Raw genomic sequence first — 21,560 nt, 5'->3', positions numbered from 1 at the left:
TCAGGCGGCGGTAGCAGAGCCCTTTCAGCAGGGTTGCCAAGGTCGGGGAATCTCCCGGGCCGTGTGAATATTTGCAGTCAGCAGGCGGACGTTCATTTACTACCGCGTCTTGACCTGCTTTGGTTCGCAACGTACTCACGCGGCCTGGACAATCTGCGTAGTCAGGCTAAAACCAGCAGCATCCCAAACCGCGCGGGATTCTAACAGCTTGTAACGAATCCCGTTAGATCCGAGTTTGCAAGGAATACAACAACTCTAGCGCCTGGCGGGGTGTCAAATCATCAATTTTGGTTTTCGACAACTCTTCCAGAACCGGGTGCGGCAGGCTGGCGAACATATCGCTTTGCTGTGGGATCGCAGGTTTTCCGGGTGCCGCCCGTGGTGTTTCATGGGGCAGACTTGTGGTTTCCAATCGCAGCAAATGCTCCTTTGCACGCACGATAACCTTGGCTGGAACCCCCGCCAGCTGGGCCACCGCCAAACCGTAGCTCTGACTGGCGGGGCCTGGCAGTACCCGGTGGAGGAAAACAATGCGTTCGTTGTGCTCGGTTGCATTGAGGTGCACGTTGGCAACCAGCGGCTCGCTTTCCGGCAGTACTGTCAGCTCAAAATAGTGGGTAGCGAACAATGTGTAAGCACGCAGTTGTGCGAGACATTCTGCCGCAGCCCACGCCAACGAAAGACCGTCGAAAGTGCTGGTTCCGCGCCCGACTTCGTCCATTAGCACCAAACTGCGGTCTGTGGCGTTATGCAGAATATTCGCAGTTTCGCTCATCTCCACCATGAAGGTCGAGCGTCCGCCAGCGAGATCATCGCTGGAACCGATGCGAGTAAAGATTCGATCGACCAAGGACAGCTCGCAACGGGCGGCCGGTACGAAACTGCCGATGTGCGCCAACAACACAATCAACGCGGTCTGGCGCATGTAGGTCGACTTACCACCCATGTTAGGTCCGGTGATCACCAACATTCGGGTGTTGTCGTCGAGTGCAAGGTCGTTGGCGACGAAGGGGGTCGTCAGGACTTGCTCGACCACCGGGTGCCGACCCTGCTCGATGCGCATGCACGGCTCGTCAACGAAGCGCGGGCAGTTCAAGTCCAGATGAAGCGCACGTTCGGCCAGGTTGTTGAGTACATCCAGCTCAGCCAAGGCCGCTGCGGTGTCCTGTAACGGCGCCAGATGGCCTATCAGGTCTTCCAGAAGCGCTTCGTAAAGCATCTTCTCTCGGGCCAGCGCACGGCTCTTGGCTGACAGCGCTTTGTCTTCGAATGCCTTCAACTCTGGGGTAATGAAACGTTCAGCACCCTTGAGGGTCTGGCGGCGGATGTAGTCAGCGGGGGCCTGTTCAGCTTGCTTGCTCGGCAGCTCGATGAAATACCCATGAATCCGGTTGTAGCCGACTTTCAAATTGGCCAAGCCGGTGCGGGCCTTCTCGCGGGTCTCCAGATCAATCAAAAACTGTCCGGCGTTCTCGCTGAGCGATTGCAGATCGTCTAGCTCAGCGTCGTAGCCGGTTTTCAGCACGCCGCCATCGCGGATCACGGCGGGCGGATTATCGATCACCGCGCGTTGTAGCAGATCCGCCAATTCAGGGTAGGTGCTGGTGGTATGCGCCAGTTGTTGGATATGCGGCGCTTCCAGTTCCATCATCGCCAACTGCAATTCGGGGAGCGCTGCAAGCGCGTCCCGCAGACGTGCCAAATCACGCGGACGTGCGTTGCGCAGCCCGATGCGGGCGAGAATCCGTTCGATGTCGCCAATTTCTTTCAATTGCGGTTGCAGGTGTTCGAAGCGATAACGTTCAAGCAAGCAGGTAATCGAGCTTTGTCGGGCCTTCAGTACTTCCAGATCCCGCAGCGGCCGATTCAGCCAACGTGTGAGCAAGCGACTGCCCATGGCGGTCTGGCAGCGGTCCACGACCGATTGCAGCGTGTTATCGCGGCCGCCCGCCAGGTTGGTATCCAGTTCGAGGTTGCGTCGTGTGGCACCATCAAGCACCACGGTATCGTCCAGACGCTCATGGCGCAGGCTGCGCAAGTGCGGAAGGGCCGTGCGTTGGGTTTCTTTGGCGTAACCGAGCAGGCAACCGGCGGCACCGATGGCCAGCGTCAGGTTCTCGCAGCCGAAGCCTTTCAGGTCTTGTGTAGAAAATTGTTGGCACAGGGCTTTTAACGCGGAGTCGCGTTCGAAGTCCCACGGCGCACGACGCCGGGTGCCGCGACGCTTTTCTGCCGGTAAACCTTGTGGCCAGTCGTCAGGGATCATCAGTTCAACCGGGTTGACCCGCTCTAACTCAGCCAGCAGGTTTTCCCAGCCCTTGATTTCAAGGACGCTGAAATTGCCGCTGGTGATGTCCAAAACGGCAAGGCCAAACAGGCGTTCATCGCCTAACACGGCGGCAATCAGGTTGTCGCGGCGCTCGTCGAGCAACGCTTCATCACTGACCGTACCGGGAGTAATGATCCGCACGACTTGACGGTCCACCGGGCCTTTGCTGGTGGCGGGATCACCGATCTGCTCACAGATCACCACGGATTCGCCGAGCTTCACCAGCTTGGCGAGATACCCTTCTGCGGCGTGATAGGGAATCCCACACATGGGAATCGCTTGTCCTGCGGACTGGCCTCGCGCCGTCAGGGTGATATCCAGCAGCTTCGAGGCCTTCTTGGCGTCCTCGTAGAAGATTTCGTAGAAATCCCCCATGCGATAGAACATCAACTGGTCCGGGTGCTGATTTTTCAGCCGCCAGTATTGCTGCATCATCGGGGTGTGCGAGGAGAGGTCGGTAATGGCTTTATTCATCGGGTTTTAGGCGAATTCGTTAAAAAGTGTGAGGCAAGGAAAGGCACGTGCGAGCGCTCATCGGCGTGATGAGGCCCTATGGCCCGGCTGCTTGCTGCGATGGGCGCAAGATTACCACGCAGCATCGAGTACCGCAGAATTGGGCAGGGAAAAGCTCGGTTACGACGTTGCCGTGGGCGGTTAGGCGGATAGAGTTACGCTGGCAGTGCGGCATTCCTTTAAACACTATGAACAGGATGTTCACCGTGCAACAAAGGGGGGATTCCAGAAAGAAAATGGCGACGCCGTCTTCGCAGCTACCGTTGGTACTGACGGCGTCTTGCATTACGCGACGTAGAACACTATCGCAAGGCGAGAGTTAGGGATGTGAATGTGTATTTCATAGGTGCCATCGTGCGTTGGCAACAACCCTCAAAACCCAATACTTGTGCGGCGAATCCGTATGTTGCCATGCTGGTACTGCAGGTAGCCGGTGTAGGGGAGAAGCATTGTATCGGCGATACTGGAGATCACCATGTCGAGAACAATTGGCGACGCAGCCCAGTGCGAACCGGATCTGGGAGGACCGTTCAAATTGCAGAACTGATAGGCTGCGCCACTATAGGTACGGGGTATGGAGTGGCACTCTGACTGCCACTTCGCCAGGTTGTCGGCAGCGCCTTCCTCATCGTGCAGCGTTTTGAGGGTGCCGCAACCCGAAATTGCTGCAACGAGACAGCCTGCAATCCATGACCTCATAAAATAGCCTCCACTCCTGTCTATGCGCGAACCGTTAACCTTGGCTCAGTCGGTCCGCCATTAAGCAATTTTTCGCCACTTCGGGAAAAGTAAAACTAGTTACAGATAGTGTCAGAGGTTGCTTGTCCGCATATGTGGACACTTATCAATGTAACTAGCCTATTGGGCCCGGCTGCTTTTGCAATGAGCGCGCTTACCAAGTTTTATCCCGTTCCCTAGGGAAGGTCTGAAATAAGACCTTCTTTTTCTGGCAAATCGGGCGTCAAGCGCTCCGAAAGAAAGTACTTCACTGAAATTTCGAAAATATCGGCTTTTATTGATGAATAAGCCGGTTTTAAGCACTTATTAACCCTTAATTTCCATACTGCGGACGCACCTGTCCTATAGGCTCCATCAAATGTCGGCGCGCCATCCACAGATTCGACAGTGCAAACAGTGTCACCAACTGCGCCGTGTTCTTTACCAACCCGCGAAACCGCACCTTGGTGTAACCAAACTGGCGCTTGATCACCCGAAACGGGTGCTCAACCTTGGCCCGAGTTTGCGATTTGGCGTATTCAATCTTGCGCAACGCACGGCCAATGACGCTTTTTTCTCCATGTTTGCGGCGGCTGCTGGGCCTGGCGGAGATCGACTAGATCATCTCGCGCCCCTCATGTTCAAGCCGCTTTTCTACGCCGGTGTAGCCCGCGTCGCCACAGAGATGGGTCTCTTCGCCGTGCAGCAACTGATCGACTTGAGTGACGTCCGCGACATTGGCTGCCGTGCCCACCACGCTGTGCGTCAGACCCGTATCAGCGTCTACTCCGATGTGCGCTTTCATCCCGAAAAAATATTGATTACCTTTCTTGGTCTGATGCATTTCGGGGTCGCGTTTACCCTCTTTATTCTTGGTCGACGTCGGCGCATGAATGATCGTGGCATCAACAATTGTGCCCTGACGAAGCATCAAACCTCGGTCTCCCAGGTAGCCATTAATGACCTCCAGGATTCCCCCGGCAAGATGGTTTTTCTCCAGCAGGCGACGGAAGTTGAGAATCGTGGTTTCGTCGGGAATGCGTTCCAGATTCAACCCCGCGAACTGGCGCAGAATCGTGGTCTCATAAAGAGACTCTTCCATTGCTGGATCGCTATAGCCGAACCAGTTCTGCATCAGGTGCACACGCAACATGGCCATCAAGGGATACGCCGGGCGGCCCCCTTCGCCTTTTGGATAATGCGGCTCGATCAAAGCGATCAACCCCTTCCAGGGGACGACCTTGTCCATCTCGCTCAGGAAAATCTCACGGCGGGTTCGCTTACGTTTACCGGCGTACTCGGCATCGGCGAAAGAAATTTGCTTCATGGGGGGGCAACCGCTCGGCTCATGTGATGGGGGACATTTCACCAGATTTGAAAACCTTTTTCAGAGTTTCCCTAGAGTCAACTGGGAAAAGCGCAGTTACGACTTCACGCTGGGTGATTTGGCGAATCACGCTAGGCTGTCAGTGCGGTACCTCATTTTTCCAAAACACAATGAACAGGATGTTCACTATGCAAACTAAAAGGGGTCGGGATTCCGGCAGCGGTCGTTTCATTTCAATCGACGAAGCGAAAAAACGGCCGAAGGAGACGACGGTCGAAACGGTTAAGCGTCGAGTCAAAAAAGAGACATGTCTGGCGGGCTAGTATTTTCCTGCGAGGTTCGTAGCGTTTGTCCGAGACCCGCGTTGCGACCCTTGCACCTACTAAAAGCTCGTGTACGGTATTCGCCCTGACGTGCCGTCTGATGCAAGACCTGTGGGAGAACGCCGTGGATGAAATTACTCGACTTGCCGCAGAACTCGGCAAGCGCCTGCAAGTACTCAAGGCTCAAGTGACCACCGCCGAGTCGTGTACCGGTGGGGGTATCGCCGAGGCTATCACGCGCATACCGGGCAGTTCGGCCTGGTTTGAAGCGGGTTATGTCACCTATTCCAATAGCCAGAAAACGCGCCAATTGAACGTGCCGACCGAACTGTTTTCCTCTGTAGGGGCTGTCAGTCGCGAGGTGGTTGAAGCCATGGTTTCCGGGGCGCAGGCTAACAGTCAGGCACATTTTGCGGTTGCAGTCAGCGGCGTGGCGGGTCCTGATGGTGGGTCGGACGAAAAACCGGTAGGCACCGTATGGCTGGCATGGGGTGAGGGAGCCCAGGTTATTTCTGAGCGTCGCCAATTCGACGGCGACCGCGACGAGGTCCGCCGACAAACGGTCAAGGCCGCGCTAGAAGGGCTGATCCGACGTACTGCCAGTTAAATACCAAAACGGGGGTAGGCGAGCGCTCAACCCTGTGGAATAATACTGGCTACTTATACAGTTATGTGGCCGCAAGGCCTTATTGATTACGAGAGGACTTCAATGGACGAGAACAAGAAGAAAGCCTTGGCTGCGGCCTTGGGTCAGATCGAGCGTCAATTCGGCAAAGGTGCCGTAATGCGCATGGGCGACCATGACCGCCAGGCGATTCCTGCTATCTCCACCGGTTCGCTGGGTCTTGATATCGCGCTGGGTATTGGTGGCTTGCCAAAAGGTCGGATCGTTGAAATCTACGGTCCAGAATCTTCGGGCAAAACCACGCTGACGCTTTCGGTTATTGCTCAGGCTCAAAAAATGGGCGCTACCTGCGCATTCGTCGATGCCGAACACGCATTGGACCCTGAGTACGCAGGCAAACTGGGCGTCAATGTCGACGACCTGCTGGTTTCGCAGCCGGATACTGGTGAACAAGCGCTGGAAATCACCGACATGTTGGTGCGTTCCAACGCCATTGACGTCATCGTGATCGACTCTGTGGCCGCACTGGTGCCTAAAGCCGAAATCGAAGGCGAAATGGGTGACATGCACGTCGGTCTGCAGGCACGTTTGATGTCTCAGGCATTGCGGAAAATCACCGGCAACATCAAAAATGCAAACTGCCTGGTTATTTTCATCAACCAGATTCGGATGAAAATTGGCGTCATGTTCGGCAGCCCGGAAACCACTACCGGCGGTAACGCACTGAAGTTCTACGCTTCTGTCCGTCTGGATATCCGCCGCACTGGCGCGGTAAAAGAAGGCGATGAAGTCGTCGGCAGTGAAACCCGCGTCAAGGTCGTGAAAAACAAAGTGGCTCCGCCGTTCCGTCAGGCAGAGTTCCAGATTCTCTACGGTAAGGGTATTTACCTTAACGGCGAAATCATTGACCTGGCTGTGCTTCACGGTTTCGTCGAGAAATCCGGTGCCTGGTACAGCTATCAAGGCAGCAAGATCGGTCAGGGCAAGGCCAACTCGGCCAAGTTCCTGGCAGACAACCCGGAAGTAGGCGCAACACTGGAGAAACTGATCCGTGACAAACTGCTGACTCCGGGCGTTGACACCAAAGCAGTCAGCTCCCGAGTGCCTGCTGACGATTTAGCTGAAGCTGACGTCGATATCTGATAGATAACGTCCATGGCTGCGGTACTTGATACGCCTCTCGCCATTCGGCGTACTGCAATGGACCTGCTCGCACGTCGCGAGCATGGTCGGGTCGAGTTGACGCGCAAGTTGCGTCAGCGCGGCGCCCCTCCTGAATTAATCGACCCAGCCCTTGACCGTCTTACGGAAGAAGGGCTGCTGTGCGAATCTCGTTATCTGGAAAGCTTCGTCTCCTACCGTGCCCGCTCAGGTTATGGTCCTTTGCGTATACGCGAAGAACTGAGTCAGCGCGGCTTGCAGCGCACGGACATCGAACAAGCGTTGAAAGAATGTGGTTTTGACTGGAAAGAAAAACTGCAAGAAACCTGGGAGCGCAAGTTTTCCGGACAAATGCCAAGGGACATGCGTGAGCGTGCACAGCAAGGCCGCTTTCTAAGCTACCGAGGTTATCCGCTGGATTTGATCGGCCGCTTGTTGAGCGGCCGGCATGAAGATGATTAAGCGATGGGCAGGCTACGTGACCTTCAAAGGCTTGCGTGCATGGGTTTGCTTTTGCGAGGGGGCGAGTGCCCAGCTTTCAGGCAGATTGATGTAATCGACAAGCTCTCGCAGGTGTCCGTTGTTTCGTCCGGTGAAGGAAAACGCCAGGCGAGCAAGGTGACTGAACTGTGCTTCGTCGTGCTCTTCCCCAAGATACGTATGCTGGTGGAAATTCTCACTCAGGCACAAGTCCGCATACGTTGCTTGTATGTGATCAATGGCTTGCTCGTTGAGCGGGTGATGCATACGAATGACGAACTTGTTTTTCAACCAGCGGGTGGAATGAAAGTTGGTGTAGAAGCTATTGATCTCTTCTACTGCTTCTTCAGCGCTGTACACCAGTCGCAATAACTTCATGTCGTTAGGCAAAATATAACGGTTGGCTTCCAGCTGGTTTTTGATGAAGTTAAGCGCCTCCTGCCAAAAACTACCACCCGGCGTATCGAGTAGCACGATGGGCACCAGAGGGCTCTTGCCCGTCTGAATCAACGTCAATACTTCCAGCGCCTCATCCAGTGTGCCAAAGCCGCCTGGGCAAAGCACCAGCGCGTCGGCTTCCTTGACGAAAAACAGTTTGCGGGTGAAGAAAAAGTGGAACGGCAGCAGGTTTTCAGTGCCTTCCACGGTGGGGTTGGCGTGTTGCTCGAAAGGCAGGGTGATGTTGAATCCCAAGCTGTATTCGAGACCGGCACCTTCGTGGGCTGCTGCCATGATGCCGCCGCCAGCGCCGGTGATGACCATCAGCTCCGAGCGGGCCAACAGCGCGCCGAGTTCTCGCGCCAGTGCGTAGAGTGGATGTTCAACAGGCGTCCGAGCTGATCCGAATACTGTGACCTTGCGACGTCCCTTGAACTGCTCTAACACACGGAAGGCATTTTCCAATTCGCGTATGGTTTGCAGCGTGATTTTGGCATTCCAACGGTTGCGATCGTCCTGAGCCATGCGCAGGACGGTCAATATCATGTCGCGGTAGAGCGGAAGATTTGGGCTGGTGGGAGCAACCAAACGGATTTGATCTTCAACCTCGCTTGCGAGGTCAAGGCCATCGCTCTGAAAATGTCGCGATAAAAGATCATTAGGTTCATAGGGCATTCAAGGTTCTCCTTTGCGGAACCATTAGCTGTCGACCACATGCTGATTGATCTTGTGCTTATATCGACAACACTGGCAACGAGTGATTACGGCAATAAGCCTATGCGTGTTGTGAGGGAGGAGTGCGGATCACTGAGGGCGCATTGATGATAAGTATCGTTGCGCCTGCCCCGATGTAGGGTTGCGATTAAAGATTAAACGCGACTATTTTTTCATTTTGCAGTCAGATGCCTTAAATACATGCGTAGCCACTGCACGGTTGGTTTTGTATTCAGTGAATTCATATTTGAGCAGTGCGCCTTTTGCCATGAGTTGGCGAAAGCCGTCGTTGTTGCAAACACTGGAACCCAGTTGATTGCGAACGGCGTCGGGATTGGCGCGCATCTCTACGGCATGGCTTTCGAGTACGCTCAAGTGGTCGATGAGCTCTCTTCCTTCGACGGTGTAACCTTGATCAAGGATGTTTTCGTTGATCGCCCGAGGCGTACCGACGCTGCTTTGCGCCGCTACTTTTTCCAGCATCTTGCTCAGTTCGTAATCCTGCTTTGATGCCGCTTGGGCGCCAAAGGGTACGATTAGCAAAAGTGTGAGGGTGGGGACGATAAAGCGAAGCATGAAACTCTCCTGATTCAGTGACTTGCCCTTGGACCATTGACTTGAATGTGCGTTCACCGGGCGTCTGATCCTTATAAACCAATAAGGTGCCGGGCGGGCCGGTAGCCGCGCGGCAGTATAAATGAATGGCTGCGGAAACAAAGTTTCCCTTGGCGACAAAGCGCGTCACGCAGCTCTGATAAACTGTGCCAACTTTTATTCAGCGAGTTTCTGTGGTGTCGATGTTTTCTATCTGGCGATGTAATCCCCTATGAGTCATGCCGTCTCCCGCCTTCGCGCCCAGCGCCTGGCCCGCGCGCTTAAACCTTTTATAGCCAGGGGTTCAAGAGCGCCGCGTTGTCCTGGATGTCGGGTAATCCCGAGTTATTGCCTGTGTGCCTGGCGCCCGACAGTGGCCGCAACATCGGCCATGTGTTTATTGATGTACGACGTTGAGCCATTAAAACCGACCAATACCGGCTGGTTGATTGCCGATATCATCGAAGAAACCCATGCATTTGGCTGGTCGCGAACGGAGGTCGATGCCCAATTGCCGGCGCTGCTCAACGATCCGCAATGGCAGCCTTATATCGTATTTCCTGGCGAGTTCGTTGCACCGGAAAGGGTGGTGACCCAGGTGAAGCTTGAACAGGGCAAGCGTCCGCTGTTCGTCCTGCTCGATGCGACCTGGAGTGAGGCACGAAAAATGTTTCGCAAAAGCCCGTATCTGGACCATCTGCCGGTGCTTAGCCTGGAGCCGGAACAGATTTCTCGCTATCGGCTGCGTCGTTCCCGCCGTGACGATCACTTCTGCACTGCTGAAGTGGCGGCGCTATGTCTGGAGTTGGCTGGGGATCAAGCGGCTGGCGGTGTATTGGATGCCTACCTCGATGTCTTTAGCGCGCATTACATGGGGGCAAAGCATCTACTCCCGATTGATCTGGAAGATGGGGCGCACACTTACCTGAAAGACTTCCTGTAGGAGCCAACTTGAACTGGCGAGAGGCATTATGGGATATGCCGGTTAAGCCGCCTTGCGAAGTTCGCTCCTACAGAATATTTTTACTCACGAACCGTGGCTGGGGTTCGGTATTTTCACGGACAACTCAGGTTTTTTTGGCCACAACTGAGCCACTAACATTCCCGTAAGCATCAATGCGCAACCGAGATAACCTTTCAACTGCAACGACTCGTTGAGCATCAGTGCGCCGGCTATCGCGGCAAAAACCGCTTCCAGGGAAAGAATGATCGCAGCGTGTGACGCGATAGCGTTTTTTTGCGCAATCACTTGCAAGGTGTAGCCGATCCCCACGGCGACCACTCCGCCGTACAGCAACGCTGGGCCGGCCGCGATGATGGACTGCAAATGGATGTCTTCAAAGATCAGCGCGAGGATCAAGCTGACGACGGAGCAGGTGACGAATTGCAGGAACGCCAGGCGAATAGGGTCGTGGCGGCTGGCGAACACGCTGACCAAAATCACATGCCCGCCCCAGACAAATGCCCCGATCAGTTGCAACCAATCACCGGCCGCGACCTTGAAGTTGTCCCCAACACTGAGCAAGAACATTCCCACCACGGCCATGCCTGCACCCAACCACGTTCCCATTCCAGTCTTATGCCCCATCAGCAATCCCAGAAGCGGAACTACAATGACGTAAAGACCGGTAATGAATCCCGCGTTGGTCACGCTAGTGAACAGCAGGCCGACTTGCTGAAGATTAATCCCCGCAGCCAGTGCAAGACCCATGACCAGTCCGCCGAGTAATAAGCTACGCGTCATAAAAGGTTCTGGTTTGGCTGCCTTCGCAGCGCGTGGACCACGCAAAATGAGCGGCAATAAGCACAATGACCCAAGGGTAAAGCGCAAACCAGTAAAAAGGTAGGGGCCGATATGCTCCATGCCTGCGCTCTGAGCGACAAAACCCGAGCCCCAGATCATTGCCGTAAGGAGCATTAAAAGGTCGGCACGCAGGGCTTGTTTTCGCATGATGGCGCTCAGGTCGGTGGGTCGCAGACTTTGCCGGAAATCGTTGAACTTGACCACCCCGACTTCGCTCGTCATCCTTGTCGCCGCAATACCGCTTGAACGCCGATTATCTGGGCTTGGCGTTAACCGTGCCAAGTTGGCGCCGTGAGTTTGCTGGCATCCATGGATGCCTTCGTGAGAGCTGAATTCTTCAGCACTCACCTAAAAACAGGATCATTTATAAATGACATACGAAATCCTGATTGCCGATGACCATCCGTTGTTTCGCAGCGCACTGCGCCAGGCTGTCAGTCTGGGTCTCGGCCCGGATGTGAAGTTGGTCGAAGCCGAAAGCATTGCCGAGCTTGAAGTCCATCTGGCGGATAAGCGTGATTGGGATCTGGTGCTGCTGGATTTGAACATGCCGGGCGCCTACGGATTTTCCGGGCTGGTGCTGTTGCGTGGGCAATACCCGCAAATTCCGGTGGTGATGGTGTCGGCGCAGGAAGAAGCCTCCATCGTTGTGCGTTCTCGTGAGTTTGGTGCCAGTGGTTTCATCCCCAAGTCCAGTTCCCTGGAAACGATTCAAGACGCTGTGCGTACAGTGCTCGCGGGTGATGTCTGGTGGCCGCCTCAGGTCAACGAAGCGATCAGCGTCTCCCCCGAAGCCAAAGCGGCCAGCGCCGGATTGGCGAGTCTGACGCCACAACAGTTTCGCGTGCTGACCATGGTGTGTGAAGGTCTGTTGAACAAGCAGATCGCTTACGAACTCAGCGTGTCGGAAGCGACGATCAAAGCGCATGTCACTGCGATTTTCCGCAAGCTTAATGTGCGGACCCGTACTCAGGCAGCCTTGCTGTTGCAGCAAATGGAGTCAATCCCGCATACCTGATCCGTAAGGGATTGGTTATTCACGCTTTTTTGACCTCTGTTGAATTAGCCTCTTGCTTCTTTTTTCAAGCAGTTAACTACCTATGTCGCCCTTCAAAGGTCAAACCGGTCTGAAACGCATCCTCAATGCCACGGGTTATTCATTCGATGGTTTGCGTGCAGCCTTTAAGGGCGAAGCTGCCTTTCGCCAGTTAGTCCTGCTCAATGTCATTCTCATCCCCCTGTCGTTCGTGTTTCACGTCAGTAGGGTCGAGCGGGCGGTGTTGATCGCGGTGTGTCTGTTGGCACTGATTGTCGAGTTGCTTAACTCGGCCATTGAGGCGGCGATCGACCGCATTTCGCTGGATTTACACCCGTTGTCGAAAAATGCCAAAGACATGGGCAGCGCAGCGCAATTTATTGCGCTGTGCATGATAGGCCTGGTCTGGGCGCTGATTCTGCTCGGTTGATGGCCGAAGGTTTAAGCAATACTCGGTAGGACGATTTCATCGCTGCGCTGCACGCCTGCGGTGAACGCCCGGCACAGGTCTAGAAACTCGCGTATGGCGGAGGTCTGGTACTTCTGTTTGTGCCAGATGAAATAAAACTGTCGCGTCAAGTCCAACTCAGGGGTTTCCACAGCCACCAGGCTGCCCCTGCGGAAGGCGTCGCGCAGGGCCAGGCGCGAGATGCATCCAATGCCCAAACCGGACTCCACGGCGCGTTTGATGGCTTCGGTGTGTTCCAGCTCCAGTCGTACGTTTAATGCATTGCGATGATGACGCATGGCTTGATCGAACGTTAGCCGGGTTCCTGAACCCTGCTCACGGAGAATCCAGGCCTCTTGAGTGAGTTCCTTCAGGGTTGCGTGACCGCGTTTCGCCAACGGGTGCTGCGGGGCGCAGAACACCACCAGTTCGTCCTCGACCCAGCTTTGCACTTCGATGTCTGGGTGTGTGCAATCACCCTCGATAAGACCTAGATCAATTTCGTATTGCGCCACTTGCTGCACAATGTGCGCAGTGTTCTGCACATGCAATTTGACTTGGCTTTCCGGGTGACGCTGCATGAAGCTGCCAATCAGCAGAGTGGCCAGGTAGTTGCCAATGGTCAGCGTGGCACCCACCGAAAGCGAGCCGAAGCCGGATTTGCCGTTGAGCAAGTCTTCTATTTCCTTCGCCTGATCAAGCAACGCAACCGCTTGGGGCAATAATTGGCGCCCGGTAGCATTTAAGCTCAAGCGTTTGCCGGCGCGGTCGAACAGTTGGCAGCTGGATTGGCGTTCCAGCTCGGTGATCGAGGTGCTGGCGGCGGACTGCGACAGCGCTAAAAGACCGGCAGCCCGCGAGACGCTTTCCTGCTGGGCGACGGAGACGAAAATCTGAAGTTGACGCAGAGTAAATCGCATATCTATATAACCGATAACCTATATCTTAATAATTCGTTTAACAGATATTGTGCTTGCTACTAGAATGACGCGCAATGGCGCTCAACGTTGGCGCAAGCGAAACTTTCAGGAGCCACCTTTACATGAGCAACATGAACCACGAGCGCGTCCTCAGCGTCCATCACTGGAACGATACGCTCTTCAGTTTCAAGTGCACCCGTGATCCAGGTCTGCGCTTCGAGAACGGTCAGTTCGTCATGATCGGTCTACAGCAGCCAAACGGGCGCCCGCTCATGCGCGCTTACTCTATCGCCAGTCCGAACTGGGAAGAGCATCTCGAATTCTTCAGCATCAAAGTGCAGGACGGTCCACTGACCTCGCAGTTGCAGCACTTGAAGGAAGGCGACGAGATCATCATCAGCAAAAAACCTACGGGTACGCTGGTGCTTGACGACCTCAAGCCGGGCAAGCACCTGTACTTGCTCAGCACCGGCACCGGCCTTGCGCCTTTCATGAGCGTGATTCAAGACCCGGAAACCTACGAGCGTTTCGAGAAAGTCATCCTTTGCCATGGCGTGCGCTATGTGAATGAAGTCGCCTACCGCGAGTTCATCACCGAGCATTTGCCACAGAACGAGTTCTTCGGTGAAGCGCTGCGTGAAAAACTGATCTATTACCCAACCGTCACCCGCGAGCCGTTCGAGAACGAAGGCCGGCTGACGGACTTGATGCGCAGCGGCAAGTTGTTCCGCGATATCGGTCTGCCGCCGATCAATCCTCAGGACGACCGTGCGATGTTGTGTGGCAGCCCGAGCATGCTTGATGAGACCAGTGAAGTGCTAAACGGCTTCGGTCTCAAAGTCTCTCCGCGGATGCGGGAGCCGGGTGATTATTTGATCGAACGCGCCTTCGTCGAGAAATAAATCGCTGCCGACGACGCATTTCTGTAGGCGCGAACGTGTTCGCGAGACGGTTTACCTCACTCGCCGCAGGTGACGCCTCGCCAACAAGTTGGCTCCTACAGGGCTACAGCGGGTACGACTTCAAGCACACGTATCAGTCCCGCCTGCGGATAATGCCAGCGCACATCCACATCCCACAGTTGCGCGCCGTAGCGTCGCTCGGGTGTAGGGATCTGATACGCCGGGCGCGGGTCTTGCGCCAGGCACTGCTCAATCAGTTCTATCAACGGCTCGCTTAAGCGTAAGGCGTGCTCCTGCGCTTGCAGCAGTGCGTTGTCTGCCCATTCCACCGCAATCAAGACGGGCGCTTCACTGGCGATGCGGTTTGATGCACCGTCGATCACATCGGCGTAGGGCACGTAGGGTTTGATGTCGATTACCGGTGTGCCGTCCAACAGGTCGATGCCCGAGACCCACAGCCTCCCAGCCTCGACCTTGTCCAGCTTCACCACAGATTGGCCGATGCCGTTGGGGCGATGGGTTGCCCGCGTGGCAAAGACGCCCATGGATTGGTTGCCACCCAGTCGTGGCGGCCGGACTTTCAGGCGAGGCTTTTCTTCCAGCGCTTGATGAAACAAAAATAGCAGCCAGACGTGGCTGACTTGTTCGAGCCCTTGCACGGCGTCGGCATGATCGAACGGCGCTATCAGTTCCAGTACACCGCGTGCGGCAGGTGCCAGTTGAGGCTGGCGGGGGATGGCGAACTTCTCTTTGAAGCAAGAGCGCATGAAGCCGATGGGCGAAACGGTGTAAGTCATGGTCGCCATCGGCCTCTGTGCAGTGATTAGCCGCGAATGCGCAGGGTCAGGCCCTTGAGGAAGTTACGCAGCAGCTGGTCGCCACAGGTGCGGTAGTTGCTATGCCCGAACTTGCGAAACAGGGCGCTTAGCTCAGGCTTGGAGACCGGGAACTCGGACGCTTTGAGGATCGCGTGCATGTCATCTTCTTTAAGCTCGAACGCGACCCGCAGCTTTTTCAAAACTGTGTTGTTGGTCACTGGCACTTCGATTTTTTGCGGTGGGCGGCTGTCATCTTTGCCACGCTTGAAAACCACCAGACCATCCAGAAAGTGCGCCATGATTTCATCGCTGCAATCCAGGTAACCTTCTTCTTCCTCGTCCTTCTTCATGAAGGCGATCACGTCGGCTTTGGAGACATCGTAGCCGCCGAGTTTGACGATATCGACGATTTTGCCATCGCTGATATCGAGCATATAGCGAACGCTACGCAGTACATCGTTGTTCATCATGGTGTTCGGTCCTGATAAGACGGGGGTGAGGGGCGCACGGAAATCCGAACGCCGCTCAAAGGTGGGTCAGCGAAGGGCTAGAACTTTTCCTTGCTGGACAGGTAACGCCACTGGCCTTCTGGCAGCTTGCCCATGGAGACGCCGCCGATACGGATACGCCGAATGGCAACGACTTTCAGGCCAACGGCTTCGCATAATTGAGCGATAACACCGGGCTGCGGGTTCTTCATCGCAAAGCGCAGTCGGTTTTCGTTCTGCCAGCTGGCTTTGACTGCTGGCAGATCCTTGCCCTTGTAGGTCAATCCATGAGTTAGGCGATTGAGCCCGTGGGCGACCATGTCGCCGGAAATCTCGACTACGTATTCTTGTTCGATCTTGCTGCGATCGTCGGTCAGCTTGCGTAATACCTTCCAATCTTGACTAAACACCATCAAGCCGCTGGAGTTGGCTTGCAGGGTGGAAATCGGTGAAAGGCGCATGAAATGCCCTTTGAGCGGGCGCTTACCGTAGCGATGCTCTTCGGACAACGTGTCAGGGCTGATCAGTTGCAGCGCGCTTTCAGCATCAAAGCTTGCCGGTTGATGCAGCAGAATAGTGACCGGCTCGGGCGCGGTAGCCTTGGCCTGTGGGTCCAGTTCGATCTTCTGCGCGTCAACCTTGAACTGGGGCTCTTCAATGACTTCGCCATCAACCGTGACCCAACCGCCTTCAATAAACAGTTCAGCCTCCCGGCGGGAGCAGCCGAACAGCTCGACAAGGCGTTTGGAAAGGCGAATGGGTTCTGTCATGACAAAGAGCCGTACTAAGGGGATAGGCGGCTATTGTACCCGCGCTCGCCCGGTTAATCGCGGCTACATTGAAAATGCCTTGATATAGCGGAGCCTGCGGTGATTTCACTAGGGAAAAATCATCAAGGACCCATCATCGGTTAAGTTGTCTGAGACGGTTGGCGTTTTTTTTCTGGAGTCCGGTCTTATGAGCAAATGGTTTGTCGTCGTCATGATGAGTGTCAGTTTGCCGCTCTTCGCTGCCGAAGCGCCGTCTTACGGCCCTCAACTAGAAGGGTTTGATTATCCCTATGCCGCAAAAAATTACGCGTTCGAGTCTCAGGGTCAGCGTATACAAATGGGCTACATGGACATTAAGCCGTCTGCCAAACCCAATGGGAGGACGGTGGTTTTGCTGCACGGGAAAAACTTCTGTGGCGCGACCTGGGAAGGGACGATCAAGCCGTTGAGTGAGGCCGGTTACCGAGTGGTTGTGCCCGATCAAATTGGCTTCTGCCGCTCAAGCAAGCCTGAGGATTACACCTACAGCTTTAAACAGCTGGCGCAGAACACCCGAGGACTCCTTAACAGTCTGGGTATCGACCACGCCACAATCGTCGGGCATTCCATGGGCGGCATGCTCGCCACCCGTTTTGCGCTGACCTACCCGAAACAAGTGGATCAACTGGTATTGGTCGACCCGCTAGGTTTGGAAGATTGGAAAGCCAAAGGCGTACCGGCCATTACGTTTGAGCAGTGGTATGCCCGTGACCTTAAAACCACGGCGCAAACCATTCGTAAGTACCAACAAGCGACCTACTACGCCAACCAGTGGCGCCCCGAGTTTGATCGTTGGGTCACTATGCAAGCCGGCATGTACACCGGCAGCGGCCGTGACGAGGTTGCCCGTGCATCTGCGATGACCTACGTCATGATCTTTAATCAGCCGGTGTTCTACGAGTTCGAGAAACTGCAAATGCCGACCCTGCTGCTGATCGGCCAGAAAGACAATACCGCCATCGGCAAAGACCTCGCGCCGGAACCGTTGCGCAGCACGCTGGGTAACTATCCCGATTTGGGCAAGGCGGTCGCCAAGCGCATACCCCATGCAACCCTGGTGGAGTTCGCCGAGTTGGGCCACTCACCGCAAATCCAGGATCCTGCGCTCTTTAACAAAGCGTTGCTTGATGGCCTGATGCCCAGCTTGTAGGAGCGAACTTGTTCGCGAATGGCTTGAGGCGGTGTGCCAGATATAACGCTTCCCGAATAAATTCGGTCCTACAGATTCGCTCCAACTGATTTCAAGCGCATGTGCAGTAACGGATAAGGCTGGCCCATACCGTCAAATTCCTCCCGTCCGATGACTTCAAATCCTTGCTTGAGGTAAAAACCTCGCGCCTGATGGTTTTGCACGTTCACGTCCAGTCTCTCGGCATGGAAGTGGTCAATGGCGTGGTTCAACAGCATCTTTCCCAACCCCTGGCCTCGGTGTTCAGGGTCGATGAACAGCATCTCGACCTTGCCTGCGGCGATCCCGGCGAAACCGGTAATGCGTTGCTGAGTGTCTTTGCTGCAAATCAACACCACAGCGTCCAGGTATTGATCGAGCACCAGGCCCTTGAGCATCAGAATGTAGGAGTCAGGTAAGAAATCGTGGGTCGCCCTTACCGAGTCTTCCCAAATACGAGCAAGTTCCGGGTAGTCGCTTTGCTTGGGTGTGTGAATGACGGAATGGTTACGCATACAACCTGTTCTCCTGAGGCCAGCGCGTCGATCAATGATTCGACAGCGCCTGAAGTCGATAGCTGAGGCGGGGGTGGATTCTTCTAGTGTGCTCGAATTACAAGAATCGCCCTACAGCTATATAGGACCTCGCTGGCTGTTAACAGATCAAGTGCCGGGCAGACTTTCGTCATCTTTCGATGTGGAGAATCTGCCAATGCCTCAGGCCGCCGTCCCAACCTTCACGCTGAGTGTGAAAGGTGTTGAACCCCGCCATTTTCAAGTCCTCGCATTTGATGGCACCGAAGCCGTCAGCACGCCGTACGCCTTCACCGTCGAACTGGTCAGTCGGTCGTCTGGTATTGAGCTGCCGGACCTGCTGCACAAGGCGGCTTTTCTTGGTTTTGGCCCGGACGGCGAAGGCATTCACGGGCAGATTCATTCCATCCGCAAAAGCGATTCCAATGCCCGGCTGACCCGCTACGTCGCGGTGCTCAAACCCTCTCTCGCGTACTTGGAACACAGCAGCCACCGCCGCTCGTTCCAGCAGATGAGCGTGCCGGCGATCATTCTTGAAGTGCTCAAAGAACACGGCCTGTTTGACGGTTTAGACGTGCAATTCGACAGTGGCGTGACCCGCGCTCCGATCCGTGACTATTGCGTTCAGTACGACGAAAGCGACCTGCACTTCGTCAATCGGCTGTGCGAAGAAGAGGGTTGGTTTTATCGCTTCGAGCATTCGGCTGACGGCCATCGGTTGATTTTCGCCGATGACGAAATAATGTTTCCCCACGCGGCGCGGGTTGTGCTGCCGTTCAGACCGTTGAACGGCATGGTGCCCGAGGACTATTCGATTCAGTCCTTCGGCGTGCGCTTGGCGGCACGCACCAGCCACGTGGTGCATCGCGATTATGATTTCCAGAAAGCCGGTTATTTGCTGGAAAGCGTTAGAGGTCCGCAGGCGACCCCAGCCCAAGTCCAAAGGGGTGAGGCCCTGCATGTCGATCCCAAGCTTGAGCATTACGTCTATCCCGGCCGCTTTCTGGAGGACGATCACGGCAGACGATTATCCAACCGAGACCTGGAACGGCACCGCACGGATTTCCAACTGGCCGACGGCAGCAGCGATCACCCGGTGTTGCGCAGCGGGACGGTGATTCAGCTGGAAGACCACCCGCAGTTGAAATGGAACAGTCCGTGGGTGCTGATTTCGATCAAGCACGAAGGGCGACAGCCGCAGGTGTTGGAGGAATCAGGCGCCTCGTCGGAGGTTGAAGCGGGTCGTATCGTTCAGGGTTATCGCAATACCTTCACCGCCATTCCAGAAACCATCCAGTTTCGCCCTGCCTTGCGCCACCCCAAACCACTGATCCACAGCAGCCAAACCGCCAAGGTCACTGGCCCGGAAGGCGAAGAAATTCACTGCGATAAATTCGGTCGGGTGAAGGTCAAGTTTCACTGGGACCGCCGCGAACTCAACGACGACACCAGCAGTTGCTGGGTGCGGGTGGCGTCGAGTTGGGCGGGCAACAGTCATGGCGCGGTGACCTTGCCTCGGGTCGGCATGGAAGTGTTGATCTCCTATTTGGAAGGCGATGCAGACCGGCCGATGGTCATGGGCTGTTTGCCGAACAGTCTGAATCCGGTGCCGTACGAACTGCCAACCCACAAAACCAAAAGCGTATTCCGCAGCCGCAGCTCCAAGGCAAGCCAGGGCTTCAACGAAGTTTCTTTCGAAGACCGCAACGGCGCCGAGTTGGTTTACCTGCGCGCCCAGCGCGACATGGAACAACTGATCCAGAACGACAGCCGCCTTGAGGTGCGCGGTCAGCGCTTGGAAACGGTCAAGGGCAACAGCGTTTCAGTGCTGGAGGCTGAACACCACCAAGCCGTCAGCGGCGACCGCAAGGTGCAGTTATCGGCGGGGGATCACCTGCAGGTCGCAGGTTCCAGTCATACCCGCATTACTCAAGCATTGGTTGTAGACGCTGCACAAGAGGTGCATATCTCTGCCGGTGAACACGTGGTTGTCGATGCCGGCCTGATCTTATCGCTGGCCGCTGGCGGTCAACACCTGGTTCTCAACCCCGCAGGTATTTTTTCCAGCGTACCGATCTTGCTCGGCGGCGTTCCGCTGCCGGGAACGCCTGCGATGCCGTTAGCGCCGGGCGACACTCAGCCATTGATCAGCAACGTTCTAATGGCTACCCAAGGTCAGATCGACAAAATAATGGAAGGGGAACTGACGTCTCCGTTGTGCGCTCAAGTCAAAGCCAGCGGGTGATTGAAATGAACGTCTGACGCTTATCCTTGGAGCAAGCGCCTAGCCGCGCTTTGCTTCTGCGACTTGCACGTCAACAAAATGCTGAATCAATGAAACCTGCGGCTCTTTTTCACGCAGGTCTTTGAGTTTTTTACTCATGCGCTGAAGTTTCTCGCTGGGCTTGGCCCATTCACTTTCCGGCAACGGCGCGGACCATGCTTGCATGGCCTCGGGTACGGCGGCGCGGCCTATGCTTTTGATCCGGCGGATTTCCCATTCGGTCAGGTAGTTGGGCAGGGTCCACAAGGTCATGACGTGATACAGGTACCACCAGAACGGATAACTCCAGCCGACTTCCCCAGCTTTACGCCGACGACGCATGCGTTCGCGGGCGCTGTAGAAGGTGTGTAAACCTTCATGGGGCGGGTCGTCCGGGCCTTGCAGGTCTAGCGGGTCCTGGATGTCCTTGAGGGTATGAACCTCGTATTCCATGTAAGCGCGGATGGCTTCCCAATTACAGACCGCCAGTTCAAAACCGCCGCATTGAAATTCCAGGGTGTATTGCTGATCGTCGGGCGGGTGGTAAAAGCCGATGCCCATGGCGTAGTGGAGCGTCGCGCCGTATTGGGTCACGGATTGGGATTGTATGACCCATGCGCAGAGGGATTCCCACGGGACGAAGATCGGTTCGGTTTGGCCGGCAGGGACGAAGCAGACTTCGCGGCGTTGGCGGTTGAAGCGGGTGGGGACGAGGGTTTCGTATTTGGCTAGGTTGTTGAAGGTGGTGATGAGGAGTATTGCAAGAACGGCTCCGCCGCCCCAGGCCCCAAACTGTGAGCCAGCCGGCATCAGGCTGAATATAAATTCGCCCGCTTCTTCCGGGTTCCCGCCGATAGCTAGAACCGTCAGTCCAACCAACAGTGGCAACAGCCCTACGCACATTAAGTACCAGAATAGTGGAAAGCCTACTGTCACTTGCCAGCCAAATACTGCTGGTAAACCTATGCCGAAATCCAAATGACTATCATTGACCGCACCTACGGCACCGCCATAGTCCTTAGCTGGTCTATCGGTAGGCAATGGAGTCGGTGCCAAATAACTAATCTGGGAACTAGCAAAGGTTTCGATCATCCCGGCATAGGGTTCACGGTTAATAGGGGGTGGACCGCCGAAGGATGACTTAGCCATA

20 protein-coding genes and 1 pseudogene are annotated in these 21,560 nt (G+C 55.4%); 9 read left to right on the top strand and 12 right to left on the bottom strand.

The annotated features are described in order from the left end of the window. Positions 1–223 precede the first annotated feature (223 nt). The 3 genes and pseudogenes from mutS to RHM59_RS10005 all read right to left on the bottom strand — a co-directional run bounded on the left by mutS (position 224) and on the right by RHM59_RS10005 (position 4,886). Complete coding sequence (mutS, locus tag RHM59_RS10015; RefSeq protein ID WP_322170794.1) at positions 224–2,791, bottom strand: DNA mismatch repair protein MutS; 2,568 nt, start codon at positions 2,789–2,791, stop codon at positions 224–226. Positions 2,792–3,214: 423 nt separating this feature from the next. Continuing rightward, the gene (locus RHM59_RS10010; RefSeq protein ID WP_322168103.1) at positions 3,215–3,541 is read right to left on the bottom strand and encodes a YceK/YidQ family lipoprotein; all 327 of its coding nucleotides are present in this window, start codon (positions 3,539–3,541) and stop codon (positions 3,215–3,217) included. A 352-nt stretch (positions 3,542–3,893) separates the two neighbouring features. Beyond that, positions 3,894–4,886, bottom strand: a pseudogene (locus RHM59_RS10005) (IS5 family transposase). A 423-nt stretch (positions 4,887–5,309) separates the two neighbouring features. On the opposite strand from RHM59_RS10005, the gene RHM59_RS10000 reads away from it, so the two are divergent. The 3 genes from RHM59_RS10000 (at position 5,310) to recX (ending at position 7,457) form a co-directional block, all read left to right on the top strand. Further along, positions 5,310–5,816, top strand: a complete 507-nt coding sequence (locus RHM59_RS10000; RefSeq protein WP_416195065.1) for a CinA family protein — start codon at positions 5,310–5,312, stop codon at positions 5,814–5,816. Between the two features lie 102 nt (positions 5,817–5,918). After that, on the top strand, positions 5,919–6,977 hold the full coding sequence (recA, locus tag RHM59_RS09995) for a recombinase RecA (RefSeq protein ID WP_322168105.1): 1,059 nt from the start codon (positions 5,919–5,921) through the stop codon (positions 6,975–6,977). A gap of 12 nt (positions 6,978–6,989) precedes the next feature. Continuing rightward, positions 6,990–7,457, top strand: coding sequence for a recombination regulator RecX (gene recX / locus RHM59_RS09990; protein ID WP_322168106.1), 468 nt, complete (start codon positions 6,990–6,992; stop codon positions 7,455–7,457). A gap of 12 nt (positions 7,458–7,469) precedes the next feature. Here the strand turns inward: recX and RHM59_RS09985 are convergent, their stop codons facing one another. Both RHM59_RS09985 and RHM59_RS09980 read right to left on the bottom strand, forming a co-directional pair. Continuing rightward, entirely contained in the window at positions 7,470–8,588 is a 1,119-nt protein-coding gene (locus tag RHM59_RS09985; protein WP_322286501.1) for a TIGR00730 family Rossman fold protein, read from the bottom strand. Positions 8,589–8,792: 204 nt separating this feature from the next. After that, positions 8,793–9,203: a quorum-sensing-regulated virulence factor family protein gene (locus tag RHM59_RS09980; RefSeq protein WP_322168108.1), complete on the bottom strand. Its 411-nt coding sequence runs from the start codon at positions 9,201–9,203 to the stop codon at positions 8,793–8,795. Positions 9,204–9,453: 250 nt separating this feature from the next. On the opposite strand from RHM59_RS09980, the gene RHM59_RS09975 reads away from it, so the two are divergent. Further along, the gene (locus RHM59_RS09975; protein WP_322168109.1) at positions 9,454–10,164 is read left to right on the top strand and encodes a tRNA-uridine aminocarboxypropyltransferase; all 711 of its coding nucleotides are present in this window, start codon (positions 9,454–9,456) and stop codon (positions 10,162–10,164) included. 84 nt (positions 10,165–10,248) lie between these two features. Here RHM59_RS09975 and RHM59_RS09970 read toward each other — a convergent pair whose 3' ends face one another. Further along, complete coding sequence (locus tag RHM59_RS09970) at positions 10,249–11,172, bottom strand: DMT family transporter (RefSeq protein ID WP_322170798.1); 924 nt, start codon at positions 11,170–11,172, stop codon at positions 10,249–10,251. Between the two features lie 223 nt (positions 11,173–11,395). Here RHM59_RS09970 and erdR point away from each other — a divergent pair, with 223 nt between their 5' ends. Further along, on the top strand, positions 11,396–12,043 hold the full coding sequence (gene erdR, locus RHM59_RS09965) for a response regulator transcription factor ErdR (protein ID WP_322168110.1): 648 nt from the start codon (positions 11,396–11,398) through the stop codon (positions 12,041–12,043). Positions 12,044–12,125: 82 nt separating this feature from the next. Next, positions 12,126–12,491 carry a diacylglycerol kinase gene (locus RHM59_RS09960; RefSeq protein ID WP_322168111.1) on the top strand — a complete coding sequence of 122 codons (366 nt, stop codon included), beginning with the start codon at positions 12,126–12,128 and terminating at the stop codon, positions 12,489–12,491. A gap of 11 nt (positions 12,492–12,502) precedes the next feature. Here the strand turns inward: RHM59_RS09960 and RHM59_RS09955 are convergent, their stop codons facing one another. Continuing rightward, positions 12,503–13,429: a LysR family transcriptional regulator gene (locus RHM59_RS09955; protein ID WP_322286500.1), complete on the bottom strand. Its 927-nt coding sequence runs from the start codon at positions 13,427–13,429 to the stop codon at positions 12,503–12,505. Between the two features lie 122 nt (positions 13,430–13,551). Between RHM59_RS09955 and fpr the strand changes: the two genes are divergently transcribed. Continuing rightward, positions 13,552–14,331 (top strand): ferredoxin-NADP reductase, encoded by a 780-nt coding sequence (gene fpr, locus RHM59_RS09950; protein WP_322168113.1) that lies wholly within the window; start codon positions 13,552–13,554, stop codon positions 14,329–14,331. Between the two features lie 95 nt (positions 14,332–14,426). Here the strand turns inward: fpr and tsaA are convergent, their stop codons facing one another. The 3 genes from tsaA to RHM59_RS09935 form a co-directional block, all read right to left on the bottom strand. After that, entirely contained in the window at positions 14,427–15,128 is a 702-nt protein-coding gene (gene tsaA, locus RHM59_RS09945; RefSeq protein ID WP_322286499.1) for a tRNA (N6-threonylcarbamoyladenosine(37)-N6)-methyltransferase TrmO, read from the bottom strand. 26 nt (positions 15,129–15,154) lie between these two features. Then, a complete protein-coding gene (locus RHM59_RS09940; protein ID WP_322168115.1) occupies positions 15,155–15,619 on the bottom strand; it encodes a DUF1456 family protein in 465 nt (154 codons plus the stop codon). 77 nt (positions 15,620–15,696) lie between these two features. Further along, a complete protein-coding gene (locus tag RHM59_RS09935) occupies positions 15,697–16,407 on the bottom strand; it encodes an rRNA pseudouridine synthase (RefSeq protein WP_322168116.1) in 711 nt (236 codons plus the stop codon). 187 nt (positions 16,408–16,594) lie between these two features. Between RHM59_RS09935 and RHM59_RS09930 the strand changes: the two genes are divergently transcribed. Continuing rightward, a complete protein-coding gene (locus RHM59_RS09930; RefSeq protein WP_322286498.1) occupies positions 16,595–17,596 on the top strand; it encodes an alpha/beta hydrolase in 1,002 nt (333 codons plus the stop codon). Between the two features lie 68 nt (positions 17,597–17,664). On the opposite strand, the gene RHM59_RS09925 is transcribed toward RHM59_RS09930, so the two are convergent. Further along, complete coding sequence (locus RHM59_RS09925) at positions 17,665–18,129, bottom strand: GNAT family N-acetyltransferase (RefSeq protein ID WP_322286497.1); 465 nt, start codon at positions 18,127–18,129, stop codon at positions 17,665–17,667. 196 nt (positions 18,130–18,325) lie between these two features. Between RHM59_RS09925 and tssI the strand changes: the two genes are divergently transcribed. Then, positions 18,326–20,392: a type VI secretion system tip protein TssI/VgrG gene (gene tssI / locus RHM59_RS09920; protein WP_322286496.1), complete on the top strand. Its 2,067-nt coding sequence runs from the start codon at positions 18,326–18,328 to the stop codon at positions 20,390–20,392. A 39-nt stretch (positions 20,393–20,431) separates the two neighbouring features. Here tssI and RHM59_RS09915 read toward each other — a convergent pair whose 3' ends face one another. Next, positions 20,432–21,559: a hypothetical protein gene (locus tag RHM59_RS09915; protein WP_322286495.1), complete on the bottom strand. Its 1,128-nt coding sequence runs from the start codon at positions 21,557–21,559 to the stop codon at positions 20,432–20,434. Position 21,560: the final 1 nt, after the last annotated feature.

It is taken from the genome of Pseudomonas sp. MH10 (genome assembly GCF_034353045.1).
In the GTDB taxonomy this organism is placed as follows: domain Bacteria; phylum Pseudomonadota; class Gammaproteobacteria; order Pseudomonadales; family Pseudomonadaceae; genus Aquipseudomonas.
The sequence above is the reverse complement of the archived record's forward strand: the minus strand, read 5'-3'. Positions and strand labels throughout refer to the sequence as shown.